General features: G+C 61.8%; 20 protein-coding genes. 7 read left to right on the top strand and 13 right to left on the bottom strand.

The window, feature by feature from the left end:
* The 5 genes from WF331_RS18435 to WF331_RS18415 all read left to right on the top strand — a co-directional run.
* Window positions 1-654: bacteriophage T4 gp5 trimerisation domain-containing protein (locus tag WF331_RS18435; protein ID WP_445324919.1), on the top strand; the 654-nt coding region annotated here is incomplete at its 5' end.
* Complete coding sequence (locus WF331_RS18430; RefSeq protein WP_016499961.1) at window positions 651-1574, top strand: hypothetical protein; 924 nt, start codon at window positions 651-653, stop codon at window positions 1572-1574. The genes WF331_RS18435 and WF331_RS18430, both read left to right, overlap by 4 nt.
* Window positions 1571-4771 (top strand): T6SS effector BTH_I2691 family protein, encoded by a 3201-nt coding sequence (locus tag WF331_RS18425; protein ID WP_340623191.1) that lies wholly within the window; start codon window positions 1571-1573, stop codon window positions 4769-4771. The genes WF331_RS18430 and WF331_RS18425 overlap by 4 nt, the downstream gene beginning before the upstream one ends.
* Window positions 4768-5583, top strand: coding sequence for a DUF6708 domain-containing protein (locus tag WF331_RS18420; protein ID WP_284399301.1), 816 nt, complete (start codon window positions 4768-4770; stop codon window positions 5581-5583). Before WF331_RS18425 ends, WF331_RS18420 begins: the two co-directional genes overlap by 4 nt.
* The gene (locus WF331_RS18415) at window positions 5580-5834 is read left to right on the top strand and encodes a PAAR domain-containing protein (RefSeq protein ID WP_284360212.1); all 255 of its coding nucleotides are present in this window, start codon (window positions 5580-5582) and stop codon (window positions 5832-5834) included. The genes WF331_RS18420 and WF331_RS18415 overlap by 4 nt, the downstream gene beginning before the upstream one ends.
* 169 nt (window positions 5835-6003) lie before the next feature.
* Here the strand turns inward: WF331_RS18415 and WF331_RS18410 are convergent, their stop codons facing one another.
* Both WF331_RS18410 and WF331_RS18405 read right to left on the bottom strand, forming a co-directional pair.
* On the bottom strand, window positions 6004-6849 hold the full coding sequence (locus WF331_RS18410; protein WP_284360214.1) for a TIGR03915 family putative DNA repair protein: 846 nt from the start codon (window positions 6847-6849) through the stop codon (window positions 6004-6006).
* Window positions 6840-8060: a putative DNA modification/repair radical SAM protein gene (locus WF331_RS18405; RefSeq protein WP_016499955.1), complete on the bottom strand. Its 1221-nt coding sequence runs from the start codon at window positions 8058-8060 to the stop codon at window positions 6840-6842. Before WF331_RS18405 ends, WF331_RS18410 begins: the two co-directional genes overlap by 10 nt.
* Before the next feature lie 145 nt (window positions 8061-8205).
* Between WF331_RS18405 and mqo the strand changes: the two genes are divergently transcribed.
* On the top strand, window positions 8206-9783 hold the full coding sequence (gene mqo, locus WF331_RS18400) for a malate dehydrogenase (quinone) (RefSeq protein WP_284399304.1): 1578 nt from the start codon (window positions 8206-8208) through the stop codon (window positions 9781-9783).
* A gap of 19 nt (window positions 9784-9802) precedes the next feature.
* Here the strand turns inward: mqo and WF331_RS18395 are convergent, their stop codons facing one another.
* The 5 genes from WF331_RS18395 to WF331_RS18375 are packed head-to-tail and all read right to left on the bottom strand — an operon-like array spanning window position 9803 to window position 14682.
* Window positions 9803-11332, bottom strand: a complete 1530-nt coding sequence (locus WF331_RS18395) for an ArnT family glycosyltransferase (protein WP_340623190.1) — start codon at window positions 11330-11332, stop codon at window positions 9803-9805.
* Between the two features lie 3 nt (window positions 11333-11335).
* Window positions 11336-11608 (bottom strand): lipid-A-disaccharide synthase N-terminal domain-containing protein, encoded by a 273-nt coding sequence (locus tag WF331_RS18390; protein ID WP_016499952.1) that lies wholly within the window; start codon window positions 11606-11608, stop codon window positions 11336-11338.
* Window positions 11605-12348, bottom strand: a complete 744-nt coding sequence (locus WF331_RS18385) for a glycosyltransferase family 2 protein (protein WP_284360219.1) — start codon at window positions 12346-12348, stop codon at window positions 11605-11607. The genes WF331_RS18390 and WF331_RS18385 overlap by 4 nt, the downstream gene beginning before the upstream one ends.
* 34 nt (window positions 12349-12382) lie before the next feature.
* Window positions 12383-13357, bottom strand: a complete 975-nt coding sequence (locus tag WF331_RS18380; RefSeq protein ID WP_284399312.1) for an NAD-dependent epimerase/dehydratase family protein — start codon at window positions 13355-13357, stop codon at window positions 12383-12385.
* Window positions 13345-14682 (bottom strand): UDP-glucose dehydrogenase family protein, encoded by a 1338-nt coding sequence (locus WF331_RS18375; protein WP_016499949.1) that lies wholly within the window; start codon window positions 14680-14682, stop codon window positions 13345-13347. Before WF331_RS18375 ends, WF331_RS18380 begins: the two co-directional genes overlap by 13 nt.
* 244 nt (window positions 14683-14926) lie before the next feature.
* Here WF331_RS18375 and WF331_RS18370 point away from each other — a divergent pair, with 244 nt between their 5' ends.
* Complete coding sequence (locus WF331_RS18370) at window positions 14927-15973, top strand: class I SAM-dependent methyltransferase (RefSeq protein ID WP_016499948.1); 1047 nt, start codon at window positions 14927-14929, stop codon at window positions 15971-15973.
* A gap of 156 nt (window positions 15974-16129) precedes the next feature.
* Here WF331_RS18370 and WF331_RS18365 read toward each other — a convergent pair whose 3' ends face one another.
* From WF331_RS18365 to yghU, 6 genes are all read right to left on the bottom strand, one after another.
* Window positions 16130-17374: a saccharopine dehydrogenase family protein gene (locus WF331_RS18365; protein WP_340623189.1), complete on the bottom strand. Its 1245-nt coding sequence runs from the start codon at window positions 17372-17374 to the stop codon at window positions 16130-16132.
* A gap of 33 nt (window positions 17375-17407) precedes the next feature.
* Window positions 17408-18505 (bottom strand): carboxynorspermidine decarboxylase, encoded by a 1098-nt coding sequence (nspC, locus tag WF331_RS18360; protein ID WP_340623188.1) that lies wholly within the window; start codon window positions 18503-18505, stop codon window positions 17408-17410.
* 187 nt (window positions 18506-18692) lie between these two features.
* Entirely contained in the window at window positions 18693-19610 is a 918-nt protein-coding gene (locus WF331_RS18355) for a pyridoxal-phosphate dependent enzyme (RefSeq protein WP_016499946.1), read from the bottom strand.
* Window positions 19607-20281, bottom strand: coding sequence for a helix-turn-helix transcriptional regulator (locus WF331_RS18350; protein WP_016499945.1), 675 nt, complete (start codon window positions 20279-20281; stop codon window positions 19607-19609). The genes WF331_RS18355 and WF331_RS18350 overlap by 4 nt, the downstream gene beginning before the upstream one ends.
* A 185-nt stretch (window positions 20282-20466) precedes the next feature.
* Window positions 20467-22170: an amidase gene (locus WF331_RS18345; RefSeq protein WP_049275129.1), complete on the bottom strand. Its 1704-nt coding sequence runs from the start codon at window positions 22168-22170 to the stop codon at window positions 20467-20469.
* 141 nt (window positions 22171-22311) lie between these two features.
* Window positions 22312-23151 (bottom strand): glutathione-dependent disulfide-bond oxidoreductase, encoded by an 840-nt coding sequence (yghU, locus tag WF331_RS18340; RefSeq protein ID WP_016499943.1) that lies wholly within the window; start codon window positions 23149-23151, stop codon window positions 22312-22314.
* Between the last annotated feature and the right edge of the window lie 50 nt (window positions 23152-23201).

Genomic DNA, 23201 nt, shown 5'->3' with positions numbered 1-23201 from the left:
GGCAATCAGCTGCCGCCGTATGACCTGCCCAAGCACAAGACGCGGATGACCATCAAGAGCCAGACCCATAAGGGCGATGGCTTCAACGAACTGCGTTTCGAGGATGAACTGGGCAAGGAGGAAGTGTTCATCCATGCCCAAAGGAACCAGGTCAATGTGGTGGGCAATGACGAAACCACGACTATCGGGCGCAATCGAGTGGAGCAAGTTGGCCAGGATGAGCAACTGACCATCGGCAACAACTTCCGCCAGGACACGGCCCGTGACCATACCCAGGTCATCGGGCAAAACAGCCGTGTGGACATCAAGCATGACCTGAACGAACAAGTGGGCAACAACCGCAGCGAGTCAACGGGCGCCAACCAGCGGGTTGTCATCGGCAACAACAGCGAGCTTGTGATCAAAGGGGTTCAATCGATCAGCGTCGGACAGGGGGTGCAAACACGCACGACGGTCTACCAGTTGCTGGCCAGTGAACGCATCGAGTTCAGAAGCCCCGGCGGCAGCATCGTGCTGGATGCCCAGGGCATTACCATCAACGGCTTGACACTCGATCTGCAGGGGCAGACCAAGGCGGTAGCGAAGGGGGATGGCAATAGTCAGTCACTTGAGTTTACGGCTGATGGCAGTAACAAGTGCGAGGTCAAGGCATGAAGATCGAGAACCTGGCCCGCAGCATTGAAGGGCACCATGCGGCGCATTTGCATTGCCATGTACTGATAGACCCACTGGCGGTTACGGCTGGAAGCGACCAAAACTTGCTTGCCCGACTGCGCGAAACGTTAGGCGAAGCGGCGTTGACGCGTGTGCACAGGGCCGATCTGGCCCATGTGCCTCACCTGCACCCGGTATTGGCCTGCCTGGCCTCGCCCGGATCTTTTCCCCGCAGTGACTTGCTCGAATTGACGGCTCGTGCAGCGTACAGAGGGCTGCACCAGCACCGACGCTACTTGAGTGGCTGGCTGTTCAGCGAGGCAACACCGGCCACTGTAGCCGCTCACCTCACGGCCATGTGCCAAATACCCGATGCCAAGCGCCACTTCAACTTTTACCCAGTCTATGAACCCGTTCGCCTGGAGCTGCTCGCGGCAACGTTCAAGCAGGTCGAGCATGGCCCGTGGTGGCCGATCAACAGCTGGTTGTTCCTGAGTAGCGGTGGAAGGTTGGCCCACCTCAAAGGGCAGAGCGGACCGCGGCACTCTTTGCCGGAGCCTGCCCAGCGGATTCAGGAGGATGTGGGGTTGGTCGAGCGCGTGCTGGCTGTCTGGAGAGTGCTGCGTGCGGGCTCGGAGGACGCGAGCCAGTGCCAGATACCGCCATTAGCCGCCGTGCGTGTATCAAACCATATTGACGACGCGCGAGCGTTGGGCCTGAGCGCAGAGGAGGACATCACGGTTTTCGCTCTTCATCACCTGTGCATCCATCCCAAGCTGAATGCCGTTGCTGCAGTGCGCAGCATGGTTGAGGCAGCCGTCAACGATCGCCGTCCACTTGCCCCAATGCTCGCTCGTTATTCCGAGGCGCAATGGTGTCGCCTGATCGACCCCCTCCCAGTAAACGAGAGGCGCTTATGACCCTCAGTCAACGTATCGCCATTGCGACAGCCGAAGCCGGGCTCCCTTCTGACCAGTGCATGGCCTGCGAGCGGCAAGGTTTGCCGATACTACCGCTGCGCCGCGCCCTGGTGCCGGATGCGCGCCCAGGTTGCCTCACCACCGTCGCCGGTAGCCTGCACGTTTCAGCCAGGATGGGCCTGCGCACCTTGCGCCTGGGTTACCTGTATGTGCTGCTCGATCAGCAGGTCTGGCATGCCTACGAAGTCAGCGAACAGGGCCACCTGCGGCGCTTCAACCCCTACGAACCGTCAGACGGCCTACCCGCATCGCTGCCCGAAAAGTGTGTGAATGAGAACCACGATATCCCTTCGGCCTTCCTGAACATCGATACCGACCGGTATGGCACAGCCTGGCTGGCCTTCTCCAGCGATGCCTGGCCGGTCAGCGTGCTGAATGCTTACAAGAAAGGCCAGGCGCCTGCGCACCGCTTCGAGGGGGTCGACCTCACGCAAGCCCGCAACAACCCAGAATTACTGGGCATGGCCATGACGCCGGATAACCTGCAGGTCGACAAGGAGGTGTTTGAGTACGCCCAGCATGGGTGCTCGCCATTCGACAGTGCGCATGGCTTTCACACTCGCAAGCTGCGTAGGTTTGCCTTGAAGGGGTACCTGGTCAACGCGATGAAGCGGCACAAGCTGGAGAACGGCGTGCTGGCGGTGGTGCTCGACGATACCGTTGGCCTGATTCAGGAACTCAACCATCAGCGGTTGAACTGGGTGGTGAAGCGCCAGGTCTGGCGCGAAGACCCCATGCGTGCCTACCAATTGCAGACTTCGCAGATCCTGCAGGTCATTCGCGCCACGCAGCGGGAGTGGGCAGCGCAGAAGGTGCCTTCGCTGGAGCCGATGGCGGGTAGAGGGCCGTTTGTACCGATTGACCCTACGGTAGAGCGGCCGCGTATGGTCGAGCAAGCGATGAAGGACAGCGACGATAAACTCGAACAGCGCTACCACGAACCGCAACGTGCGGCGTTCCAGGCCGGGTATGACCAGCAGGAAGCCGAGTTTCAGCACTACATCGACAAGGACGCCCGTGCTTACGCCGTGCTGTTCGACACGCCCATGTTCAAGGTGGCCGAGCAGTACGACTACGACGGCGATCATCGTGAGTCTGGCGTGGCGTATGCCAAGACCATGGCGCTGTGCCTGGGTGGCGGCATTACCGAGGCGATTGTGCCTGGCGCGGCTGCTGCGGCCGGCACCAGCGAAACCCTCTGGCTGAAATGGCTAGAGGATCCAGACAGCCCACCCTACCGCGCATTGCTGATGCGCGACCGTACGTTGTTGGCTGGCCTGCTTCCCAGCTTTTCAGCTGCCGAAACCATCAACTGGAATGACAGCGACAAGCTTTATTCGATGCTGAGCAAAATCATCGCCAGCGACGATGCCGGCTTGCGCATGCGCAACACCCTCAAGCAAGCCATCGCCGAAACCCAAGGCGCGCTCAACGCCGCCAGCCAACGGTTGTCGCCCAACTTGCCCCCTGGCATTCAGACTGCTGTGCGGCACCTGAACAGTGCAACCCAGTTCCTTTACAACGGCGTGCACCTGATCGAGCTGGAAGTGAAGATGAAGCTGGGCGAGTACTACGCCCTGCAGAGTGCTCATTTACGCGAATTACAGCACAAGGCCAACGCCTCGATCGCCGAGGCCAGGGACCGGATGCATCGCAACATTGATGACATCGACATTCATTCAACCAGGGCCTGGAACAAGGTGCGGCCGATCATCCAGCACGGGCTGATGAGCCTGGCAGTGCTGGATCCGCGGTTTACCAACACCATGATCAGTGTGTCGGTGTGGGTCGAGGGTACTGCGGCGGACGTGCAGGGTCGGTTGTTTGAGGAAGCCAGCATGAAGGTGACCCAGGCGAGCAGCTTGGCGCAGCGGGCGTTGGTGGATATCTCGGTGGCGGCGGGGACGCTAGAGCCGGATGCGCGAAAGGTGTTCCAGAGGATGAAGATCACTGCGCAGCAGGCGGCGGAGTTGGTGCGGACTGGCTTTCGCGGCTTGCGGGGTGTGGCGGGAAGCTGGGAAGTACTGCTGGCGATTGGAGGGCTGTACTTGCAATACGACAGCCTGGCCAAGAATCAGGAAAAAGCGGAAGCGGAGATTGGGCCCAAGGCGCATGAGGCCAAGTTAGCGTTGCAGGGTTCGCAATTGGGGTTGCTGGGCGGGCAAATTGAGCTGATTGGGCTCGTGCTGAGGTCAATACCCGGGGCTAAGGGCGCGGCGGGAACTGGCGTTTCGCTAATCAAGTTTGGTGCAATTATTAGTGCAATAGCCGGGATATTCGATACGGCGCAAGCATTTGCTGCAGCAAAGCGCGTGCTAGCAGCAGGAGACAACAGAGCCGGAGCTATATATATCGGGGCGGGATTTGGGTTCACCGTTTCAACTGGCGTATTTGTATATGCAGTATTTAAACCGCTCATATTAGGGCCTTTAGGGTTGGCAGTGATGCTGGCGCTCACGGCGTACGCAATCAGCAAGTGGGCTGAAGGAAACGAATCTGTAGCCTTGGAGCGATGGGCGCGACGCTGCTGCTTTGGCAAAGCTGATGATAAGCTAGCCGTATTCTGGGGCAGCCCGGAATATGCGGATATTGCGTTTGCAGAGCTTAATGCGGCGACCCTGGGTGTTTGCGCGGTGATTAACTTCGAGTCCAATCGGTCAATCAATTCGGCTGCGCCCAGGATAGGAGGGTTGGTCAGTTTGGAGTTAGAGCATAAACTTAAATTTCAAGTCGTGTTACCTAGTTACAGTGATGAATGCTCAGCTTTTCGCTTGGTCCTCGTAGTGCATCGGCATGGTGATGGCAATTTTCCCGACTTCTTTGGTGGAGAAACTGTGCTTGTGGATGAATATCAGGCTCTCCCGATTGAGGCTCTCACTAAAGCGGCAAGATTTTCTGGTTTCTCTCAGCCCAGACTACCCGACTATAGAAAAAATATTTCAGTGAATAGAAAGCGTAAATCCGAGAGGTCAGAGGATTTGGCAATATCTTGGCTGGAAATCACTGGGGCTGCAGAGCTGATGCCGACTATCGGGTCGCACACCATAGGTGCTGCGACGCTGCTAGTAATGTACTGGCCAGATACAGCGCTGCCGGATGCTTATATTGAGATTTGCGTCAAGGAGCTTAACGAGTGAAAGCCAAGCCTAGAGCTCTTTGGGATAGGGCTTTGTTTTGGAGCTATGATCTGCCTGATGTGAATTCGCAGTCAGCTCCGCGTTTTGGTATTGAGGATGTTAAGCCAGCGCCGAATTATCTTGATGATGTGTGCCTAGAGCTTCCGAGGTCGAGTGTCAGTTTGCGTGGTGTTGCGGCTCTGGTAGGAGGGGCAACTTTAGTCATATCATTTGGAATGGCCATATATCTATATTCGCTAATGTTGAATGTTAATTGGTCGCGTGACTGGTTTGTTTGCCTCGTCATGGTTTTATTGCCGCCGATCGCCATGTGGGCAATTGCATCCCATGTAAAGATGGACCTGATGCTCCCAAGGGACGAACCCATTCGTTTCAATCGCCTGCGTCGGAAAATCTATCTCTACCAATTTAGATTCAACTACATCTATCTTTTCAGCCGCAAACACTGGGGCGTCAAACCTGTCGCCTACAACTGGGACGACGTAACCGCCGAGGTTTATCGCGTCTATGCCCCCGGCCACGGCGGCCTGATAGAAAACGTCATGCTGTCGGTGCGCAATCCTGAAAGCAACGAAGTCATCGATCGCGTCTTCTTCACCCACGACCTCTACCACGGCGAGGCCTACTGGGCCATCGCCCGGCTATTCATGCAACAAGGCCCCGAAGCCCTGCCAAAATTCGTGCACCCACCCCGCGACTGGAACGATGACGATGGCTTGAGCCACATGCATTGCCTGGCGCCGAAGGTTCATTGGCCGGAGGCCATAGATCGCGAATCCCGTACTGCACCGTCTGAAGGAGAAGCCCTATGAACCCGGTTGTACTTGTAGGCCACCAACACAACTGTCCGCTGCATGGGGTAAACCAGGTAGAAAGCGGTAGTGCTACGTATACGTTTAACGGCAGAGCGGTTGCCAGGGTAGGTGACCGGACAACCTGTGGCGCGGTGATAGAGAGTGGGGCCGGGCATTTCCTGATCGAAGGTGCGGCGGTGGCCCGCAAAGGCGACCGGACGGATCACGGTGGTGTGCTTGAGGAAGGGGATGCTGGGTGGCTGCTGTAAGAGGGGCGTGTGACCTGGGCTTGCGCCGTACCTGTGGGAGCGGGCATGCCCGCGAAGCAGGCAACGCGGTGGACGGCACGGGCTGCGCCCGTGTTCGCGGGCGCGCCCGCTCCAACAGTGATCGTGCAAGCCTTAAGACGCCATGCAAGACCACGTGAGACAGTTTTTTTCAGCTATCTGCTGGCGCGTTGATCTGTTTGCCGGGTTTGGCGGCAACTTCAACGGCTTGGCCGTCCCGCTGTTTGCCTTGGCGGGCCAGGCCCTCGAGTTGCGGTATCAGCATGCCTTCCGGCAAATGCCGCCAGAACCGCCCGGGCATGTGCAGGCGCAGGGCATCGGGGTTGAGGCGGGCGGGGTTGAAGGTGTGGCGGTAGTAGGTGCGCCATAGTTCGGCGCCTGGGTCTTCAGCGTTGCGCGCCCATTGTTGCCAGCGCTCGGGGCATCGGCGTTGGTAATCGAACACCTGGCCGTCGAACCGAATGCCATCCTGTGGTGTGGCGATCAACCAGCGCAAACGCCCCAGGCGGTCAGCAAAATGGGGGCTGGCACTTTCAAGAATGTCATGTGCCGGTTCGTGGTAAGCGACCAGATCAAGTTGCAGGCGTTCTGCCAACGCCTCTGGCAACGGTACGAAGCGCACAAACGCATGCAGGTGATGCGCCTCTCGGCTGACTTGCTTGATGCGCCGTTGCAGTTCACTGCCCAATCGGTCGCCCGCCAGCATGGCCGTGCGGTCACCATGGGCCACCCTCCAGAGCACCTCGTACAACAGGCTCCAGCGTTGCTCGCCGCAGTAACGGGCAGCCTGCTCCAACTGGTCCAGCAGCGCGGCAGGCACTTTGGCGCGAAAAGGGCCAGGGCCTTCGGGGGGCGACGCAGGCACTGCCAGCAGGTCTGCCATCGGGCCCTGTGACCAGGTGACTTGCGACGGGTCGATGCCATGCCCCAGCAACACGCGGGCCTGATCCCGCCAGGTGGCGAACCGGTCATCGCAGTCGAGCGCAATCATCCCCACAGCCCCATCTGCACTGGTGCTTGCGGCTCACGCAAACGCGCCCGGAGCAAGCCGCTGCGCAGCTCGGACTGGGCTGGGCGGTAATCGCTGGTGACGATAAACGGCCGTGCCTTGTCCAGCACGCAGCGCAGCTGGATCAGGTCGTCATAGCGGATGCGCCGTTCCCGGCGCAGCGCGACCAGGCGCTGCACGCTGCGCAGGCCGATACCGGGAATACGCGCGAGCAGCGCAGGCTCGGCGCGGTTTACATCCAGCGGAAAAATGTCGCGGTTGGCCAGCGCCCAGGCCAGTTTCGGGTCGATGTCCAGCGCCAGGTTGCCGCTCTGTCCCAGTAGTTCACCTGCCTTGTAGCCGTAGCCACGCAGCAGGAAGTCGGCCTGGTACAGGCGGTGCTCGCGCAGCAGCGGCGGTGCAGCCAGGGGCACGCTGCCCGGGCTGTCGGGGATCGGGCTGAAGGCAGAATAGTACACGCGCTTTAGGCCGTAACCTTGGTACAGCGACTCGGCATTGCGCAGCAGGGTGCTGTCGTCGGTGCTGTCGGCGCCGACGATGACCTGGGTGCTTTGCCCGGCAGGGGTGAAGCGCGGGGCCTTGGGTTCGTTGGCCACGGCTTGCTGGCCCTGGTGAATCACGCCCATCGCCTGGCGGATGGTATGCGCGTGTTTTTCCGGCGCCAGGCGCTTGAGGCTGGCGTCGGTGGGCAGTTCGATATTGACGCTGAGGCGGTCGGCCAGGCGGCCGGCCTCTTCGATCAGTAGCGGGTCGGCATCGGGGATGGTCTTGAGGTGAATGTAGCCGCGGAAGTTGTGCTCTTCGCGCAACAAGCGGGCTACGCGGATCAGTTGCTCCATGGTGTAATCCGCCGAACGGATGATGCCGGAGCTGAGGAACAGGCCACTGATGCAATTGCGTCGATAGAAATCCAGGGTTAGGCGCACCACTTCCTCAGGGCTGAAGCGCGCGCGGGGGACGTTGCTGGACCGGCGGTTCACGCAGTACTGGCAGTCATACAGGCAGAAGTTGGTCAACAGTACCTTGAGCAGCGACACGCAACGGCCGTCGGGGGTGTAGCTGTGACAGATGCCCATGCCGTTGGTAGCGCCCAGGCCGTCGCCGCCGCGCGAATTGCGCTTGGGTGCACCGCTGCTGGCGCAAGATGCATCGTATTTGGCGGCGTCGGCAAGGATGCCGAGTTTGGCGATGAGTTGCATGAGGCTGTCTCACTGTACTGAATATTCATACAGTATTTTGAGATGTGTCTGATTGCAAGTGGTTGTGCGCCAGCCATGCCCGACTAAATCCGTCAGCTAAGCTTGTGGCTGGACTTACGGATAGCAACGAGGCGCGGAAAAGGTTATGAAAATTACCCTGAAGCCGGAGCTGGCGCTGGCCGGGCTGGCCTTGGCCTTTGGCATGTTCAATGCCCAGGCCGCAGAAACCAGGAAGGTCGATGTGATGCTGGTAGGCGGCGGCATCATGAGTTCTACGCTGGCGGTCTGGCTCAACGAACTGGAGCCGGGCTGGTCGATGGAAATGGTCGAGCGCCTGGACAAGGTCGCCGAAGAAAGCTCCAACGGCTGGAACAACGCCGGCACCGGCCACTCGGCCCTCGCCGAACTCAACTACACCCCGGAAAAAGACGGCAAGATCGACATCAGCAAGGCGGTGGAGATCAACGAGTCGTTCCAGGTCACCCGCCAGTTCCTGGCCTGGCAGGTGAAGCAGGGGGTGTTGAAGAACCCGCATTCGTTTATCAACACCACGCCCCATATGAGTTTCGTCTGGGGTGACGACAACATCCGCTTCCTGAAAAAGCGTTATGAGGCGCTGCAGGCCAGCCCGTTGTTCAAGCCCATGCAGTACTCCGAGGACCATGAGCAGATCCGCAAGTGGGTACCGTTGATGATGGAGGGGCGCGACCCCAACCAGAAACTGGCGGTAACCTGGACGCCGATTGGCACCGACGTCAACTTTGGCGAGATTACCCGGCAGTACGTGGGCTATCTGCAGACCCGGCCTAACTTCGACCTCAAGTTGTCCACCGAAGTACAAGACATCACCCGTAACGACGACGGCTCGTGGCATGTCGAGTACAAGAACCTCAAAGATGGCAGCAAGGCGGCCACCGACGCCAAGTTCCTGTTCATTGGTGCTGGTGGTGCGGCGTTACCCCTGCTGCAGAAGTCGGGGATTGACGAGGCCAAGGACTATGCCGGTTTCCCGGTCGGCGGTTCGTTCCTGGTCACCGACAACCCGGCTATCGCGCAGCGTCACATGGCCAAGGCCTATGGCATTGCCGCCACCGGTGCGCCACCCATGTCGGTGCCGCACCTGGACACCCGGGTGCTCGATGGCAAGCGCATGATCCTCTTCGGGCCGTTCGCCACCTTCTCGACCAAGTTCCTCAAGCAAGGCTCGCTGCTCGACCTGCTTGCCAGTACCAGCGTGCACAACGCCTGGCCGATGGTGCGGGTCGGGGTACGCGAGTTTGACCTGGTCCAGTACCTTATCGGTCAGGTGCTGCAATCCGACAATGACCGCTTCGAAGCGCTGCGCACTTACTTCCCCGAGGCGAAGAAGGAAGACTGGCGGCTGTGGCAGGCGGGCCAGCGGGTACAGATCATCAAGAAGGACGAGGCATTGGGTGGCGTGCTCAAGCTCGGTACTGAGGTGGTGATGTCCAGGGACGGTAGCATCGCCGGGTTGCTGGGCGCCTCGCCGGGTGCCTCGACCGCGCCACCGATCATGCTCGATGTGCTCAACAAGGTGTTCAAGGACAAGGTAGCAACGCCGCAATGGCAGGGTAAGATCAAACAGATCATCCCGTCCTACGGAACGCGCCTCAACGACCACCCCGACCAGGTATTGAAGGAGTGGGCGTACACCAACGAGGTGCTGCAACTCGATCCGCCAGCCGGCACCGCTGCGCCGTAGCACGGCGGGGGCGCAGGTTTTAACGAGCGACGGGCGCGTCTGCCCAGGCAAAGCGGTAGACGTGACCCGGGGCAGCGGTTTGGCAATGGCCGTTGTCGGCATCGGCACCCACCACATACCACTCGGCCCGCGAAGTCTCGCCAAGCTTGCGGGCCTTGTCGGCACTGAAGCAGCGGCCCAGTTCGGAGGCCGGGATCAGGGCGAAGGCGGTGGGGTTGTGGCGCAGCCAATAGGCCGCCGCATCCGCCCTGGATTGGCCGGTAAAGCCGAAATGCACGATGGGCTGCCGGGCAAACAGCCAATGCCCTTCGCGCCAGTTGACCAGCACCAGCTCGGCACCGCCGGTGGCGCGTGCCGCTTCGCTCATCAGCGCCTCATGCGGGTTGCGGCCCTCCTTCAGCGGCTCGACGAAGCCGCGGGCGAACCACAGCGCGAACCATATCAGGGCCACGGCGACATAGGCTTTGCGCCATGCCGGCCGACCCAGCAACCAGCGTTTGAGCAGCCACGGTATCAGCGGGGCGATGGCCAGCACCAGGCCCGGCAGCGCTGGGAAGATGTACAACTTGCGCTTGCCACTGCTGAAGCTGAAAAACAGCAGCACCAACGCCACCCAGCCGAGTAGCAGCAAGAAGCGCCCGTCGCGCTTTTGCAGCTGGCGTCGCCACGCCGGTACCAGCCAGGGCAGGGCCAGCACCAGCGGCAGCCAGTACTTGGGAATGACCTTGACGAAGAAGTACCAGAATGGCTCGCGATGGTCCCAGGCATTGGCATAGCGGCTGGCGGTCTGGCGCAGCAAGATTTCGTTGAGGTAGGCCAGCTCCGCTGCGCCACCGCCCTGGGCGATCGACACTAGCAGGGGCACAAGCCACACCGCGCAACCGGCCAGCAGGCAAAGCAGCCCAAGGCTCCAGCGCCAACCTTGGCCAGGCAGGGCCACAACGCCGTGCCAGCCTTGGCGCACCGCCCAGGCATAGGGCAGCAGCATCAGCGCCGGCACAAAGCCCACGCCCTTGCTGATGATGCCCAGCCCCATGGCCGCACAGGCCAGGTAGAACCAACCCCACGCCGGCCCCGATAGCAGGTGGCGCACCATGCCATAAAAACCCAGCGCTACCCATAGGCACAGGAAGCTGTCGATCTGCCCGGTACGCAGGATGCTGTAGCTCTGGTAGGTGGCCAGGAACAGCAAGGCGGCGATCACGCCGATGCGCCGGCTCCACAGGCGCCGCCCCAGGTCGTGCAGCACCCAGGTGATGGTTGCCGCCGACATCAACCCGGGCAGGTAGAGGGCAACCTTGGGCGAGCCGGTCAGTTGGCTGAACAGGGCCACGGTCCACATGAACAGCGGCGGCTTGTCGCCGTAGATTTCCGCTGCCCGGTGGGGGATGAACCAGTCGCCGCTTTGCAGCATTTCCAGGGCTACGCCCAGAAAGCGCTCCTCATCCACATTCATCGGCTGTCGCCAGCCGATACCTGCGCCCACCAACATTACGGCGAGGGCAATCAGGGCCAGGCGTTCGGCCCCAAGCGTCTTGAATCTGGGCAAGGGCTAGTCCTTCTGTTCCTGGTTGCGGGCGATCAGTTGCAGGTTGCGCAGGTAGACCAGAAAGCCGAAGCTCTGGCCGATGATGAACACCGGGTCCTGGCGGTAGATGGCGTAGGTCAGCAGCAGGGCACTGCCGAGCATGCTGAGGTACCAGAAACCTACCGGGATCACGCTGCGGCGCTTGAACTCGCTGTACAGCCACTGCAGCACGAAGCGCCCGGTGAACACCGCCTGGCCGGCGAAGCCGATGATCAGCCACAGGGTTTCGCGGGTCATCCTTCAAGTTCCTGCGGGCGGCTGTCCAGGCGGGTGCGGCGAATCAGCCACCACACCCCGAACAAGTCGAGGATGCCAACCAGGGCGCGGTCCAGGTTGCCGTACTTGGAAACCCCGGCATGGCGTGGCCGGTGGTTGACCGGGTGCACCAGCATGCGGCCGTTGTGGCGCAGGATCAGGGCCGGGATAAAGCGGTGCATGTGGTCGAAGTAGGGCAGGCCCAGGAAGGCTGCGCGTTCTATCAGCTTCAGCCCGCAGCCGGTGTCTGGCGTGGCGTCCTTGAGCAAGCGCCTGCGCAGGTTGTTGGCAAAACGCGAAGCCCAGCGCTTGCTGGCGCTGTCACGGCGGTTGACGCGGTGCCCGGCGACCAGTTTCACGCCGCCGGCCAGGGGCTGGTTGGCGCGCACCAGGGCCAGCATGCCCGGGATGTCTGCGGGGTCGTTCTGGCCGTCGCCGTCGAGAGTGGCCAGCCACTGGCCGCGGGCCGCCTGCGCGGCATGCCACAGTGAGGTGCTCTGGCCCAGCGAGCGCTCGTGACGCAGTATGCGCAGTTGGGTGTAACCCTGGCTTTTCAGTTGCTGCAGCACGCTCAGGGTACGATCGCTGCTGCCGTCATCGACCACCAGTACTTCATAGTCTTCGGCGGCCAGTGCGGCGCGGATTTCCATCAACAGTGATGGCAGGTTTTCGACCTCGTTCCTGGCGGGGATCAGTACCGAGAGGTCAAGTGGGTCTGTCATGAGGCTACCTGTGGTCTTGTTGTGAGTGCGCGGCTCAAACCCGGTAAAAATCCCGGTACCAGCCAACGAAAGCGTTAACGCCGTGTTCCAGCGATGTGCCCGGTGTGAAGTCGATCCAGCGCGCCAGCGAGCCCACATCGGCCCAGGTCTCCAGCACGTCTCCCGCTTGCAGTGGCAGGTAGTCGCGCTGGGCCTTGATGCCCAAGGCGTCCTCCAGGCACTCGACGAAATGCAGCAGCCGCACCGGCTGGCCACGGCCGATGTTGAACAGCTGGCAGGGCGGTTGCCCGTGGGCAGGCTGTGGTGGCTTCAGGCGCAGGCGCAGGATGCTTTCGACGATGTCGTCGATGTAGGTGAAGTCGCGCCCCATCAGGCCGTTGTTGTAAATCTCGATCGGGCGGCCTTCGAGCATGGCGCGGGTGAACTTGAACAGCGCCATGTCGGGGCGGCCCCACGGACCGTAGACGGTGAAAAAGCGCAAACCCGTGGTCGGTAGGCGATACAGGTGCGCATAGCTGTGCGCCATCAGTTCATTGGCGCGCTTGCTGGCGGCATAGAGCGACACCGGCTGCTCGACCGGGTCGTCGACGCTGAACGGCAGCTTGGCGTTGGCGCCGTACACCGAGCTGCTGGAGGCGTAGATCAAGTGGCGCGGCGGATGCTGGCGGCAGGCTTCGAGCATATTGAGGAAACCGACCAGGTTGGCTTGGCCATAGGCCCCGGGGTTGTCCAGCGAATAGCGCACCCCGGCCTGGGCCGCCAGGTGGATCACTTCACTGAACGCCTGCCCGGTGAACAGCTGTTGCAGGTCGGCGCTGTTGGCGATGTCCAGGGGCTGAAAGCGGAAATTGGCGAAGCCGGACAGTTGTTGCAGGCGCGCCCGTTTCAGCTCGACGCTGTAGTAGGCATTGAGGTTGTCGATGCCGAGCACCTCGATGCCAGCCTCGCACAGGCGGCGCGCGACGTGGAAGCCGATAAAGCCGGCCACGCCGGTAATCAGTACGGGCATGCTGGCTGCACCTGGCCGCGGCCGATACCGTAGTAAGTCAGGCCGGCAGCGGCCATGTGCTCGGGTTCGAACAGGTTGCGGCCGTCGAACACCACTCGATCGGCCAACAGATCCGGCACTTTGTCCAGATTCAGCACACGGTAGTCCTGCCACTCTGTGACGATGACCAGCGCATCGGCGCCCTCCAGCGCATCGTCCTTGCACGGCACCAGCTGCAAATCGGTGCGCGGGCCGTAATGCCGCAGGATTTCGTCCATCGCCTGCGGGTCGTGAGCCTGCACTCGCGCGCCAGCAGCCCACAGCGCTTCCAGCAAGATTCGGCTGGAGGCTTCGCGGATATCATTGGTGTTGGGCTTGAACGACAACCCCCACAGGGCGAATACCTTGCCGCGCAGGCCATCGGGATAATGCCGCTGGATCTTGCTGAACAGCCGACCCTTCTGATGTTCGTTGACCGACTCCACCGCACGCAGCAACTGCGGCTCGAAGCCTTCAGCTTCGGCGCTGCGGCGCAGGGCTTGCAGGTCCTTGGGGAAGCATGAGCCGCCAAAGCCGCAGCCGGCGTAGATGAAGTCGTAACCGATGCGCGGGTCGGAGCCGATGCCGCGGCGCACCATTTCGATATCGGCCCCCAGGTGCTCGGCCAGGTTGGCGATTTCGTTGATGAAGGAAATTTTGGTCGCCAGCATGCAGTTGGCCGCGTACTTGGTCAGCTCGGCGCTGCGTGCATCCATGACCATGAGTTTTTCGCGGTTGCGGCTGAACGGCAGGTACAGCTCGCGCAGCAACTCCACTTCGGCCGGTTCGGCGCCGCCGATGATGATGCGGTCCGGCCGCATGCAGTCGTCCACGGCCGAGCCTTCCTTGAGAAACTCCGGGTTGCTGATTACCTGGAAGCGAGCGGGGTCGGCGACGGCCTGGGCTATGCGCGACTTGATGCGGTGCACCGTGCCGACCGGGGCGGTGGACTTGTTGACGATCACCTTGGCGCCGTCAGCATGTTCGAGAATGCTGTCGACCACGGCAAAAACCTGCTTCAGGTCAGCGCTGCCATCGGCTTGCGGCGGTGTGCCGACTGCAATGAACTGCAGCCTGGCGTAATTGGCTGCTGCCCTGGCGTCGGTGGTGAAGCGCAGGCGGCCACAGGCCAGGTTTTTCTCCAGCATCGGCGCAAGGCCGGGCTCGAAGATCGGGCAATGGCCTGCATTAAGGGTGGCAACCCGCTCGGCGTCGACATCCATGCACAACACCGAGTGCCCCACCTGGGCCAGGCACACTGCCTGGGTGAGGCCGACATAGCCGGTACCAAAAACCGTGACTTTCATCTTTCCGCTCCTTGATAAGAAAGCTGAAAAAAAATGTCACAGTCTTGTTTAGGAATTGTTACCTGAAGGAGGAATTCCGCCGCTATTTAGACGGGATCTCGTCGCGTATGTGCAGAAGATCTAGACTTACCGAGTGCTCGCGATAACGCGCTGTAGGGCGAGCACAAACCCTTGAACCGACCACCGCCTCCCCGGATCGGAGTTCCCTCGCTGGCGATGGCCTTCTTGCAGAGGAGGGCAGGTCATGGACGAGGCAAGGCTTCACGATTTCATGGGCAAGCTGGTGGGCGACATGGGTGCAGCGGCGACCCTGGCCAATGTCATCCTGGGCGATGAACTGGGGTTGTATCGAGCGATGGCCGATAGCCAGCCAACTACCCCCGAAGCACTGGCGGAAAAAACCGGCTGCCATCCGCGGCTGGTGCGCGAATGGCTGAACGCCCAGGCCGCTTCGGGTTACATGGCACACGACAAGGGCTCTTTTGTGCTGCCCGAAGAGCAGGCCATGGCCTTGGCGCTGGAGGACTCCCCGGCTTACATGGCCGGTGGGGCCGCAGTGATCGCTGCGCTGTTCCATGACAAGGACAAGCTGGTCGCGGCCATGCGCGGCGATGGCGGGCTGGCCTGGGGGGACCACCACCCGTGCATGTTCAGCGGTACCGAGCGGTTTTTCCGGCCGGGCTACCGTACGTTTCTGGTCGCTGAGTGGTTGCCAGCGCTCGAGGGGGTAGTGGCCAAGCTACAGGCGGGCGCCAAGGTCGCGGATGTAGGCTGCGGGCATGGCGCCTCGACGCTGGTCATGGCCCAGGCGTTTCCAGCGTCTACCTTCGTCGGCTACGACTACCACGGGCCTTCCATCACCACCGCCAACGATCGTGCGCGTGAGGCGGGGCTAGCCGAGCGGGTGAGTTTTCAGCAGGCCAGTGCGAAGGATTACCCGGGGCATGACCATGACCTGGTGTGTTTCTTCGATTGCCTGCACGACATGGGCGACCCGGTGGGGGCGGCCAAGCATGCCTATCGGGCGTTGAAGGCCGACGGCACGGTCATGCTGGTCGAACCTTTTGCCGAGGATTCGCTGGACGGCAACCTGACGCCGGTAGGGCGCTTGTTCTACGCAGCGTCTACCTTCATCTGCACGCCGAATTCGCTGTCGCAGGAGGTGGGCTTGGGGCTGGGCGCGCAAGCCGGGGAGGCGCGGTTGCGGGCGGTGTTCGAGGAGGCGGGGTTCAGCCGGTTCCGGCGTGCGACGCAGACGCCGTTCAACCTCATTCTTGAGGCGCGGAAGTAGGGTGTAGTCCTGCACGGGCCTCTTCGCGGGCTTGCCCCCCCACAGGATAACTTGAGGCCTGAGAAGCACGTTACCTGTGGGAGCGGGCGAGCCCGCGAAGAGGCCAGGCCTGGAAACGCAGAAGGGGCGCCATGTGGCGCCCCTTCTGTTTGTTACTTAGGCTTCAGCGTCCCAAGGACGATCGCCTTTTTCATCCTTGACGCGGGTTGGCAGGCCCATCACGTCCAGCGCCTTGAGGAACGGCTCGGCTGGCAGCTCCTCGACGTTGACCATGCGCTTGGCATCCCATTCGCCACGGGCAACCAGCAGGGCAGCAGCCACTGGCGGTACACCGGCGGTGTAGGAAATGCCCTGGCTGTCGGTCTCGGCGTAGGCTTCTTCGTGGTCAGCCACGTTGTAGATGAACACTTCGCGCGGCTGGCCATCCTTGGTGCCCTTGACCAGGTCACCGATGCAGGTCTTGCCGGTGTAGCCAGGGGCCAGGGAGGCCGGGTCTGGCAGTACGGCCTTGACCACTTTCAGCGGTACCACTTCCAGGCCTTCGGCGGTTTTCACCGGTTGCTCGCTGAGCAGGCCCAGGTTTTTCAGCACGGTGAACACATTGATGTAGTGCTCGCCGAAGCTCATCCAGAAACGCACGTTCGGTACGTTGAGGTTCTTCGAAATCGAGTGAACTTCGTCGTGGCCGGTCAGGTACAGGTTTTGCGAACCTACCACGGGCAGGTCGTCGGTACGCTTGACCTCGAACATGGTGTTGCTGGTCCACTGGCTGTTCTGCCAGCTCCACACTTGCCCGGTGAACTCGCGGAAGTTGATTTCCGGGTCGAAGTTGGTGGCAAAGTACTTGCCATGCGAACCGGCATTGACGTCGAGAATGTCGATCGAATCAATGCTGTCGAAATACTGCTGCTGCGCCAGTTTGGCGTAGCTGTTTACCACACCCGGGTCGAAACCGACGCCGAGAATGGCTGTAATGTTCTTTGCCTGGCACTCTTCGAGGTGTTTCCACTCGTAGTTGCCGTACCACGGCGGGGTCTCGCAAATCTTGCCCGGCTCTTCGTGGATGGCGGTGTCCAGATAGGCGACACCCGTATCGATGCAGGCACGCAGCACCGACATGTTGAGGAAGGCGGAACCTACGTTGATCACGATCTGCGATTCGGTCTCGCGGATCAGCGCCTTGGTTGCCTCGACATCGAGGGCATTGAGCGAGAAGGCCTGGATGTCGGCGGGTATCTTGAGGCTACCCTTGGCCTTGACGCTGTCGATGATGGCCTGGCATTTGGAGATGTTCCGTGACGCGATAGCGATACGACCCAGTTCGTCGTTATGCTGTGCGCACTTGTGGGCCACCACCTTGGCGACACCTCCTGCACCAATGATAAGAACGTTCTTCTTCAATTTACCTTTTGCTCCTTACTTGGAAAGCCGGCCTTACGACAGGCTGGAAACGTAGTCTTCAAAACCGAACTCGCGGACGACTTCGACGCTGCCGTCGAGTTGCTTGACCACGATGGATGGCATTTTCAGACCGTTGAACCAGTTTTTCTTGACCATGGTGTAACCCGCCGTGTCGATGAACGACAGGCGATCGCCAATGGCCAACGGGCGATCGAATTGGTACTCGCCGAAGATGTCACCGGCCAGGCACGACTTGCCGCAGACCATGTAGGTGTGCTCGCCGTCGTTGGGGGCCATCTTGGCGTTGAGGCGGTAGATCAGCAGGTCGAGCAGGTGCGCTTCAATCGAGCTGTCGACCACGGCCAGGTGCTTGCCGTTGTACAGGGTGTCGAGCACGGTCACTTCCAGCGAGGCGCTGTTGGTGATGGCCGCTTCGCCCGGCTCCAGGTACACCTGCACGCCGTACTTCTCCGAGAAGGCTTTGAGGCATGCGCAGAAGGCGTCTACCGCATAGTCTTCACCGGTGAAGTGGATGCCGCCACCGAGGCTGACCCACTCGACCTTGTGCAGCAGGTGACCGAAGCGCTCTTCGATGTGCGTGAGCATCTTGTCGAACAGGCCGAAGTCGCCGTTCTCGCAGTTGTTGTGGAACATGAAGCCGGAGATCTGTTCGATCACCTGCTCGATCTTGGCAGGGTCCCATTCGCCCAGGCGGCTGAACGGACGTGCCGGGTCGGCCAGCAGGTAGTCAGAGCTGCTGACCTGCGGGTTGACGCGCAGGCCGCGCACCTTGCCTTCGGACTGTTCGGCAAAGCGCTGCAGCTGGCCGATCGAGTTGAAGATGATCTTGTCGCAGTTCTCGAGCATTTCCTCGACCTCGTCGTCGGCCCAGGCCACGCTGTAGGCGTGGGTCTCGCCGGCGAACTTCTGGCGGCCGAGCTTGAGCTCGAAGAGGGAGGACGAGGTGGTGCCGTCCATGTACTGCTGCATCAAGTCGAAGACCGACCAGGTGGCGAAGCACTTGAGGGCAAGCAGCGCCTTGGCACCGGAGTGTTCACGCACGTAGGCGATCTTCTCCATGTTGCTGAGCAGCTTGGTTTTATCGATGAGGTAATACGGCGTCTTGATCATTTAAAGGCCCCCGGCCAGGCCGGCCAAAAAAAGGACACGCATTGTGCCTTCACTTGCCGCAGACCGAAAGGGTGCGATACGCATTTCGTCAGGGTTGACGCCGTTGCGAGGGCATTTTTCCGGTTGCGGCGGGCTCAGTAGAACAGGCGCATGTGACTAACGTAATCACCACCGACAGGTGGCAGCCTCAATCGGCTTGCTGCAGCCACGCCCGAATTTGCTCAAGCGTTGCCGTAGCACCACCACAAACCACCACCAGCACATTCTGGTATTGCGCCAAGGCGCCCGGCGCATACGCCAATGCCAGCGCCGCTCCACACGCTGGCTCGACCAGCACGCGATGGTCCAGCAGGAACCGCTCACAGGCTTCCAGCGCTGCACGATCGCTGACCAGGTGGCTGTGCACCGGGTGTTGCTGCGCGCAGGCCAGCGCCTGATCGGCTACCCGCTTTGCCCCCAGCGAGGTCGCCACCGAGGCGATGCGCTCCAGCTCGACCGAATGCCCCGCCTGCATGGCCGCATGCAGCGACGCGGCGCCGTGGGTTTCCACCGCCAGCACCGGGACATCACCCCAGCCATTGCGCTGCAGCCCCTGGACCACGCCGCTGAGCAAGCCGCCACCGCCCACCGACAGCACCACGGCGTCCGGTTTGACGCCTGCTTCGGCGACTTCATCGATCAGGCTGGCATGCCCGGCCCACAGCAGCGGATCGTCAAACGGGTGGATGAACGCATCATCCGGCCCCACCAAGGTCTGCGCCAGGGCGTTGGCCTCTTGCCAGGAGCTGCCATGCACCACCACGTTGGCGTCTTCCAGGCGCAGCAGCTCTTTGGCCCGCTCGGTGGTGGTCTCGGGGACTACCACGGTCACCGGCACACCCAGTTTGCGCCCTGCATAAGCCACCGCCAGGCCGGCGTTGCCGCCCGACGATGAGATGAACTGCCGGGCGCCACGGGCCTGATGCACTTCGCAGGCGTGGCCCACCCCGCGCAGTTTGAATGAGCCGCAAGGTTGCAGGGCATCGAGCTTGAGCCAGACGTTTCGGCCCGCAGCCAACGACAGGGAGCGGGATTCGATCAGGGGGGTATGGATATGCAAGGTCATTGGCTGGTTCCGCGTAATTGTTCAAGGTAGTTGTAAATGGTGTAGCGGGTTACGCCGAGGGCACTGGCCGCCTTTTCCACGCCGCCCTTGACGATGAACAGGCCGCGCTCCTGCATGACCCGCACGGCTTCAACCTTGGCCTGTTTGTTCATCCGCCCTTGGCCGCTGCGTTGCAGGGAAGCCTGGATGATCTCGCTCATCAGCAGTTCCATGTCGGCGGGTTCGTTGACGGCAGGCGTGGCCCCCAGCGGTTGGAACTGCTGGAGAAAGTTCATGGCGGCGTCCAGGCCGGTGACGTCGGTGTTGACGCAGAGGCTGGCGAAGGGGTGGCCGGTGCTGTCGCGAAAGATCGCGGTGGCGCTGCGCAGGGTGCGGCCCTTCAGCGTGGTGGGGTAGTCGGGCAGTACCACCGGCTCGCTGCCGTGCTGGTCCGCTGAGGCCTGCATCAGTGCCTTGAAGCCTTGGTCCTGCTCTGGGGCGGCGAGGATCGGGCTGCCGACGCTGCGGCCGGAGAGGTGACCGTTGACGATCGCCACCACGGAATGCTCCGGGTGATCCAGGTCGTGCAGGAGGATTTCCATGTTGCGTGCGGCAACGCTGCCCAAGGCCTGGATGGCGGCCTTGAGCACCGTGAGTGTGAGGTGGCGTTCTTCGCTGGGGGGGATAGGCATGGCAGATCGCAAAATCAACATTTTGTGTAGTTTTACACATTGAGTTGAATTAAGCGATCTGCGGTGGTTCTGCTGGCCCTATCGCCGGCAAGCCAGCTCCCACAGGTCTGCACAACCCTTGAGGTTTGCAGTACCTGTGGGAGCTGGCTTGTCGGCGATGGGCCGCAAAGCGGCCCTTGTAAAAGTCAGCCCAGAGCCGGGGTGCGCGGCGGGATCATCCGGCGCGAGCCGGTCGCCTCGAAGGCGGCACCAAAGCTCAACAGCGCATTGTCGCTATAGGCACGCCCGGCAAAGGTCAGCCCCACCGGCATGCCGATGTCGGCCATCACGCCCATTGGCACGGTGACGGTCGGTACACCCAGGTGACGGATCGCCAGGTTGCCGTTGGCCACCCAGATACCGTTGCTCCAGGCGATGTCCGCCGATGCCGGGTTGACGTCGGCATCGGCCGGGCCTACATCGGCCACGGTCGGGAACAGCACCGCATCCAGGCCCAGGTTGTCCATCCAGTCTTCCAGGTCCAGTTTGCGGGTGTGCTCCAGGCCGCGCAGGCCATCGGGCACGGTCTCGATCTGGTCCCAGGTCTTCAGCCCGCGCTTGGCCATGTTGACGTACTCGTCCATGCCCGCAGCCAGGTCGTCCTCGCGGTTGGGCAGAGTGCCCGGGTCGTGCGGGAATATCTGTGGGCCATCGACATCGGCCAAGCGGTTGAGCTTGGGGTCGCCGTTGGCTTGCAGGAAGTCGTCGAACGCCCAGCCCGACAGCTCCCACAGCTCGTCATGCAGGAACTCCTTGCTGACGATGCCGCGGTTGTAAACGGTCGGTGCGCCCGGGCGGTCGCCCTCGCAGTTGGACACCAGCGGAAAGTCCACTTCCAGCACTTCGGCACCAGCCGCTTCCAGGGCCTGGCGTGCCTGTTGCCACAAGTCGATTACAGTAGCGCGGGTGTTGATGCGTTGGCCGGTCGGGCCACCGATGCCTGGTTTTTCGGAGGTGCCTGCTTCGGCATCGGCATTGATGTACATGCGCGGTACGCCAAAGCGTTTGCCCTTGAGTGCGCTGGCATCCACTGCCAGGTCCAGGTAAGAGGCAGGGCGCACAGTCGATGCCGCCGGGATCGGCACCCAGGGCTGCAGGCGCCACAGGTCGCCGCGCTTGTCAGCGTCATCGGCGACCACCACGTCGAGGATTTCCAGCAGGTCGGCCATGGTGCGGGCGTAAGGCACCACCACGTCCATGGTCGGGGTCAGCGGCCAGTTGCCGCGCACCGAAATCACGCCGCGCGATGGGGTGTAGGCGCACAAGCCATTGTTGGACGCCGGGCCACGGCCGCTGGACCAGGTTTCCTCGGCCAGGCCGAAGGCGCTGAAACTGGCGGCGGTGGCGGTGCCGGCACCGTTGGACGACCCCGAGGCGAAGGGCGCAGTCAGGAAGTTGGCGTTATACGGGCTTTCGGCGCGGCCATACACGCCGCGCTGCATGCCACCGTTGGCCATGGGCGGCATGTTGGTCTTGCCCAGGCACACGGCACCGGCGGCGCGCAGACGCTCGATGGTGAAGGCGTCGCGTTGGGCTACCAGGTCCTTGAACGCAGGGCTGCCGGAAGCGGCGGTCAGGCCTTTGACCAGGTAGCTGTCCTTGGCGGTGTAGGGGATGCCATCCAGCGGGCTCAGAACCTGGCCTTGGGCGCGGCGGGCGTCGGAGGCCTCGGCTTCTTTGAGCGCCTCCGGGTTGCGTACCACGACAGCATTCAGGGCGGTGGCGGTGTCGGCGCCATCATAGGCGTCGATACGCGCCAGGTAAGCCTTGACCAGCTCGACCGCCGTCGTGCGGCCCGACTCGAGCGCGTCGCGCAGCTCGGCAATGGAAACCTCGGTTACCTCGATCATGCGTTCACCAAAAAATTTGTGCAGGTGGGGGCTAGTGCGAGGAGTGTACAAGAAGGGCTTGGCGGACGCAGGTTTGCGCGGGGGCAAATGGTTTTATGCAAGCGGGCATTGTCGGGGTCGCCCAGCGACCCCGGCCAACCCTCAATCCAGGTCCTGCGCCGTATGCCGCTCGGGCACCTGGCTGGCCTCATCCCCCCACGTCCGGTTTACCCGAGTTCCGCGCTGCACCGCCGGGCGCAGGGCAATTTCCGCGGCCCAGCGCTGTACGTTGGGATACTCATCCACCGCCAGGAATTCTGCCGCGTCATACAGGTTGCCGCGCACCAGCTGGCCATACCACGGCCACACGGCAATATCGGCAATGCTGTACTCATCACCGCCCAGGTAACGGCTCTCGGCCAGGCGGCGGTCAAGCACGTCCAGTTGACGCTTGGCCTCCATGGTGAAGCGGTTGATCGCGTATTCGAATTTTTCCGGGGCGTACACGTAGAAGTGACCGAAGCCACCGCCCAGGTAAGGCGCCGCGCCCATCTGCCAGAACAGCCAATTCAGGCTCTCTGTGCGTGTAGCGGGCGATTTTGGCAGCAGTGCGCCGAACTTGTCTGCCAGGTACAGCAGGATCGAACCCGATTCAAATACGCGCACAGCTGGTTCGACGCTGCGGTCGAGCAGGGCAGGGATCTTGGAATTGGGGTTGACCTGGACGAAGCCGCTGGAAAACTGGTCGCCCTCACCAATGCGGATCAACCAGGCATCGTACTCGGCTGCGGTATGGCCCAAGGCAAGCAGCTCTTCAAGGGCAATGGTGACCTTGACGCCATTGGGTGTTGCCAGGGAATACAGCTGCAGCGGGTGCTTGCCCAGCGGCAGGTCCTTGTCGTGCGTCGGGCCGGCAACCGGGCGGTTGATGCTGGCGAACTGGCCGCCGGAGGCTGCCTCGTTGCGCCAGACCTTGGGGGGTACATAGGCGGGCTTGCTCATGCATGAATCTCCTTCATTGGCGCGAAACGGTCACGTAAAGACGTGGACCT

The sequence above is a fragment of the Pseudomonas sp. YNh genome, from assembly GCF_037993085.1.
Classification (GTDB): Bacteria; Pseudomonadota; Gammaproteobacteria; order Pseudomonadales; family Pseudomonadaceae; genus Aquipseudomonas; species Aquipseudomonas putida.
This window is presented reverse-complemented; position numbering and strand designations above follow the sequence as displayed.

Coding starts and splice junctions, on each gene's coding strand:
- WF331_RS18430 (WP_016499961.1), top strand. CDS start 651: ATGAAGATCGAGAACCTGGCCCGCAGCATTGAAGGGCACCATGCGGCG.
- WF331_RS18425 (WP_340623191.1), top strand. CDS start 1,571: ATGACCCTCAGTCAACGTATCGCCATTGCGACAGCCGAAGCCGGGCTC.
- WF331_RS18415 (WP_284360212.1), top strand. CDS start 5,580: ATGAACCCGGTTGTACTTGTAGGCCACCAACACAACTGTCCGCTGCAT.
- WF331_RS18405 (WP_016499955.1), bottom strand. CDS start 8,060: ATGCAACTCATCGCCAAACTCGGCATCCTTGCCGACGCCGCCAAATAC.
- mqo (WP_284399304.1), top strand. CDS start 8,206: ATGAAAATTACCCTGAAGCCGGAGCTGGCGCTGGCCGGGCTGGCCTTG.
- WF331_RS18390 (WP_016499952.1), bottom strand. CDS start 11,608: ATGACCCGCGAAACCCTGTGGCTGATCATCGGCTTCGCCGGCCAGGCG.
- WF331_RS18385 (WP_284360219.1), bottom strand. CDS start 12,348: ATGACAGACCCACTTGACCTCTCGGTACTGATCCCCGCCAGGAACGAG.
- WF331_RS18380 (WP_284399312.1), bottom strand. CDS start 13,357: ATGCCCGTACTGATTACCGGCGTGGCCGGCTTTATCGGCTTCCACGTC.
- WF331_RS18375 (WP_016499949.1), bottom strand. CDS start 14,682: ATGAAAGTCACGGTTTTTGGTACCGGCTATGTCGGCCTCACCCAGGCA.
- WF331_RS18370 (WP_016499948.1), top strand. CDS start 14,927: ATGGACGAGGCAAGGCTTCACGATTTCATGGGCAAGCTGGTGGGCGAC.
- nspC (WP_340623188.1), bottom strand. CDS start 18,505: ATGATCAAGACGCCGTATTACCTCATCGATAAAACCAAGCTGCTCAGC.
- WF331_RS18355 (WP_016499946.1), bottom strand. CDS start 19,610: ATGACCTTGCATATCCATACCCCCCTGATCGAATCCCGCTCCCTGTCG.
- WF331_RS18350 (WP_016499945.1), bottom strand. CDS start 20,281: ATGCCTATCCCCCCCAGCGAAGAACGCCACCTCACACTCACGGTGCTC.
- WF331_RS18345 (WP_049275129.1), bottom strand. CDS start 22,170: ATGATCGAGGTAACCGAGGTTTCCATTGCCGAGCTGCGCGACGCGCTC.
- yghU (WP_016499943.1), bottom strand. CDS start 23,151: ATGAGCAAGCCCGCCTATGTACCCCCCAAGGTCTGGCGCAACGAGGCA.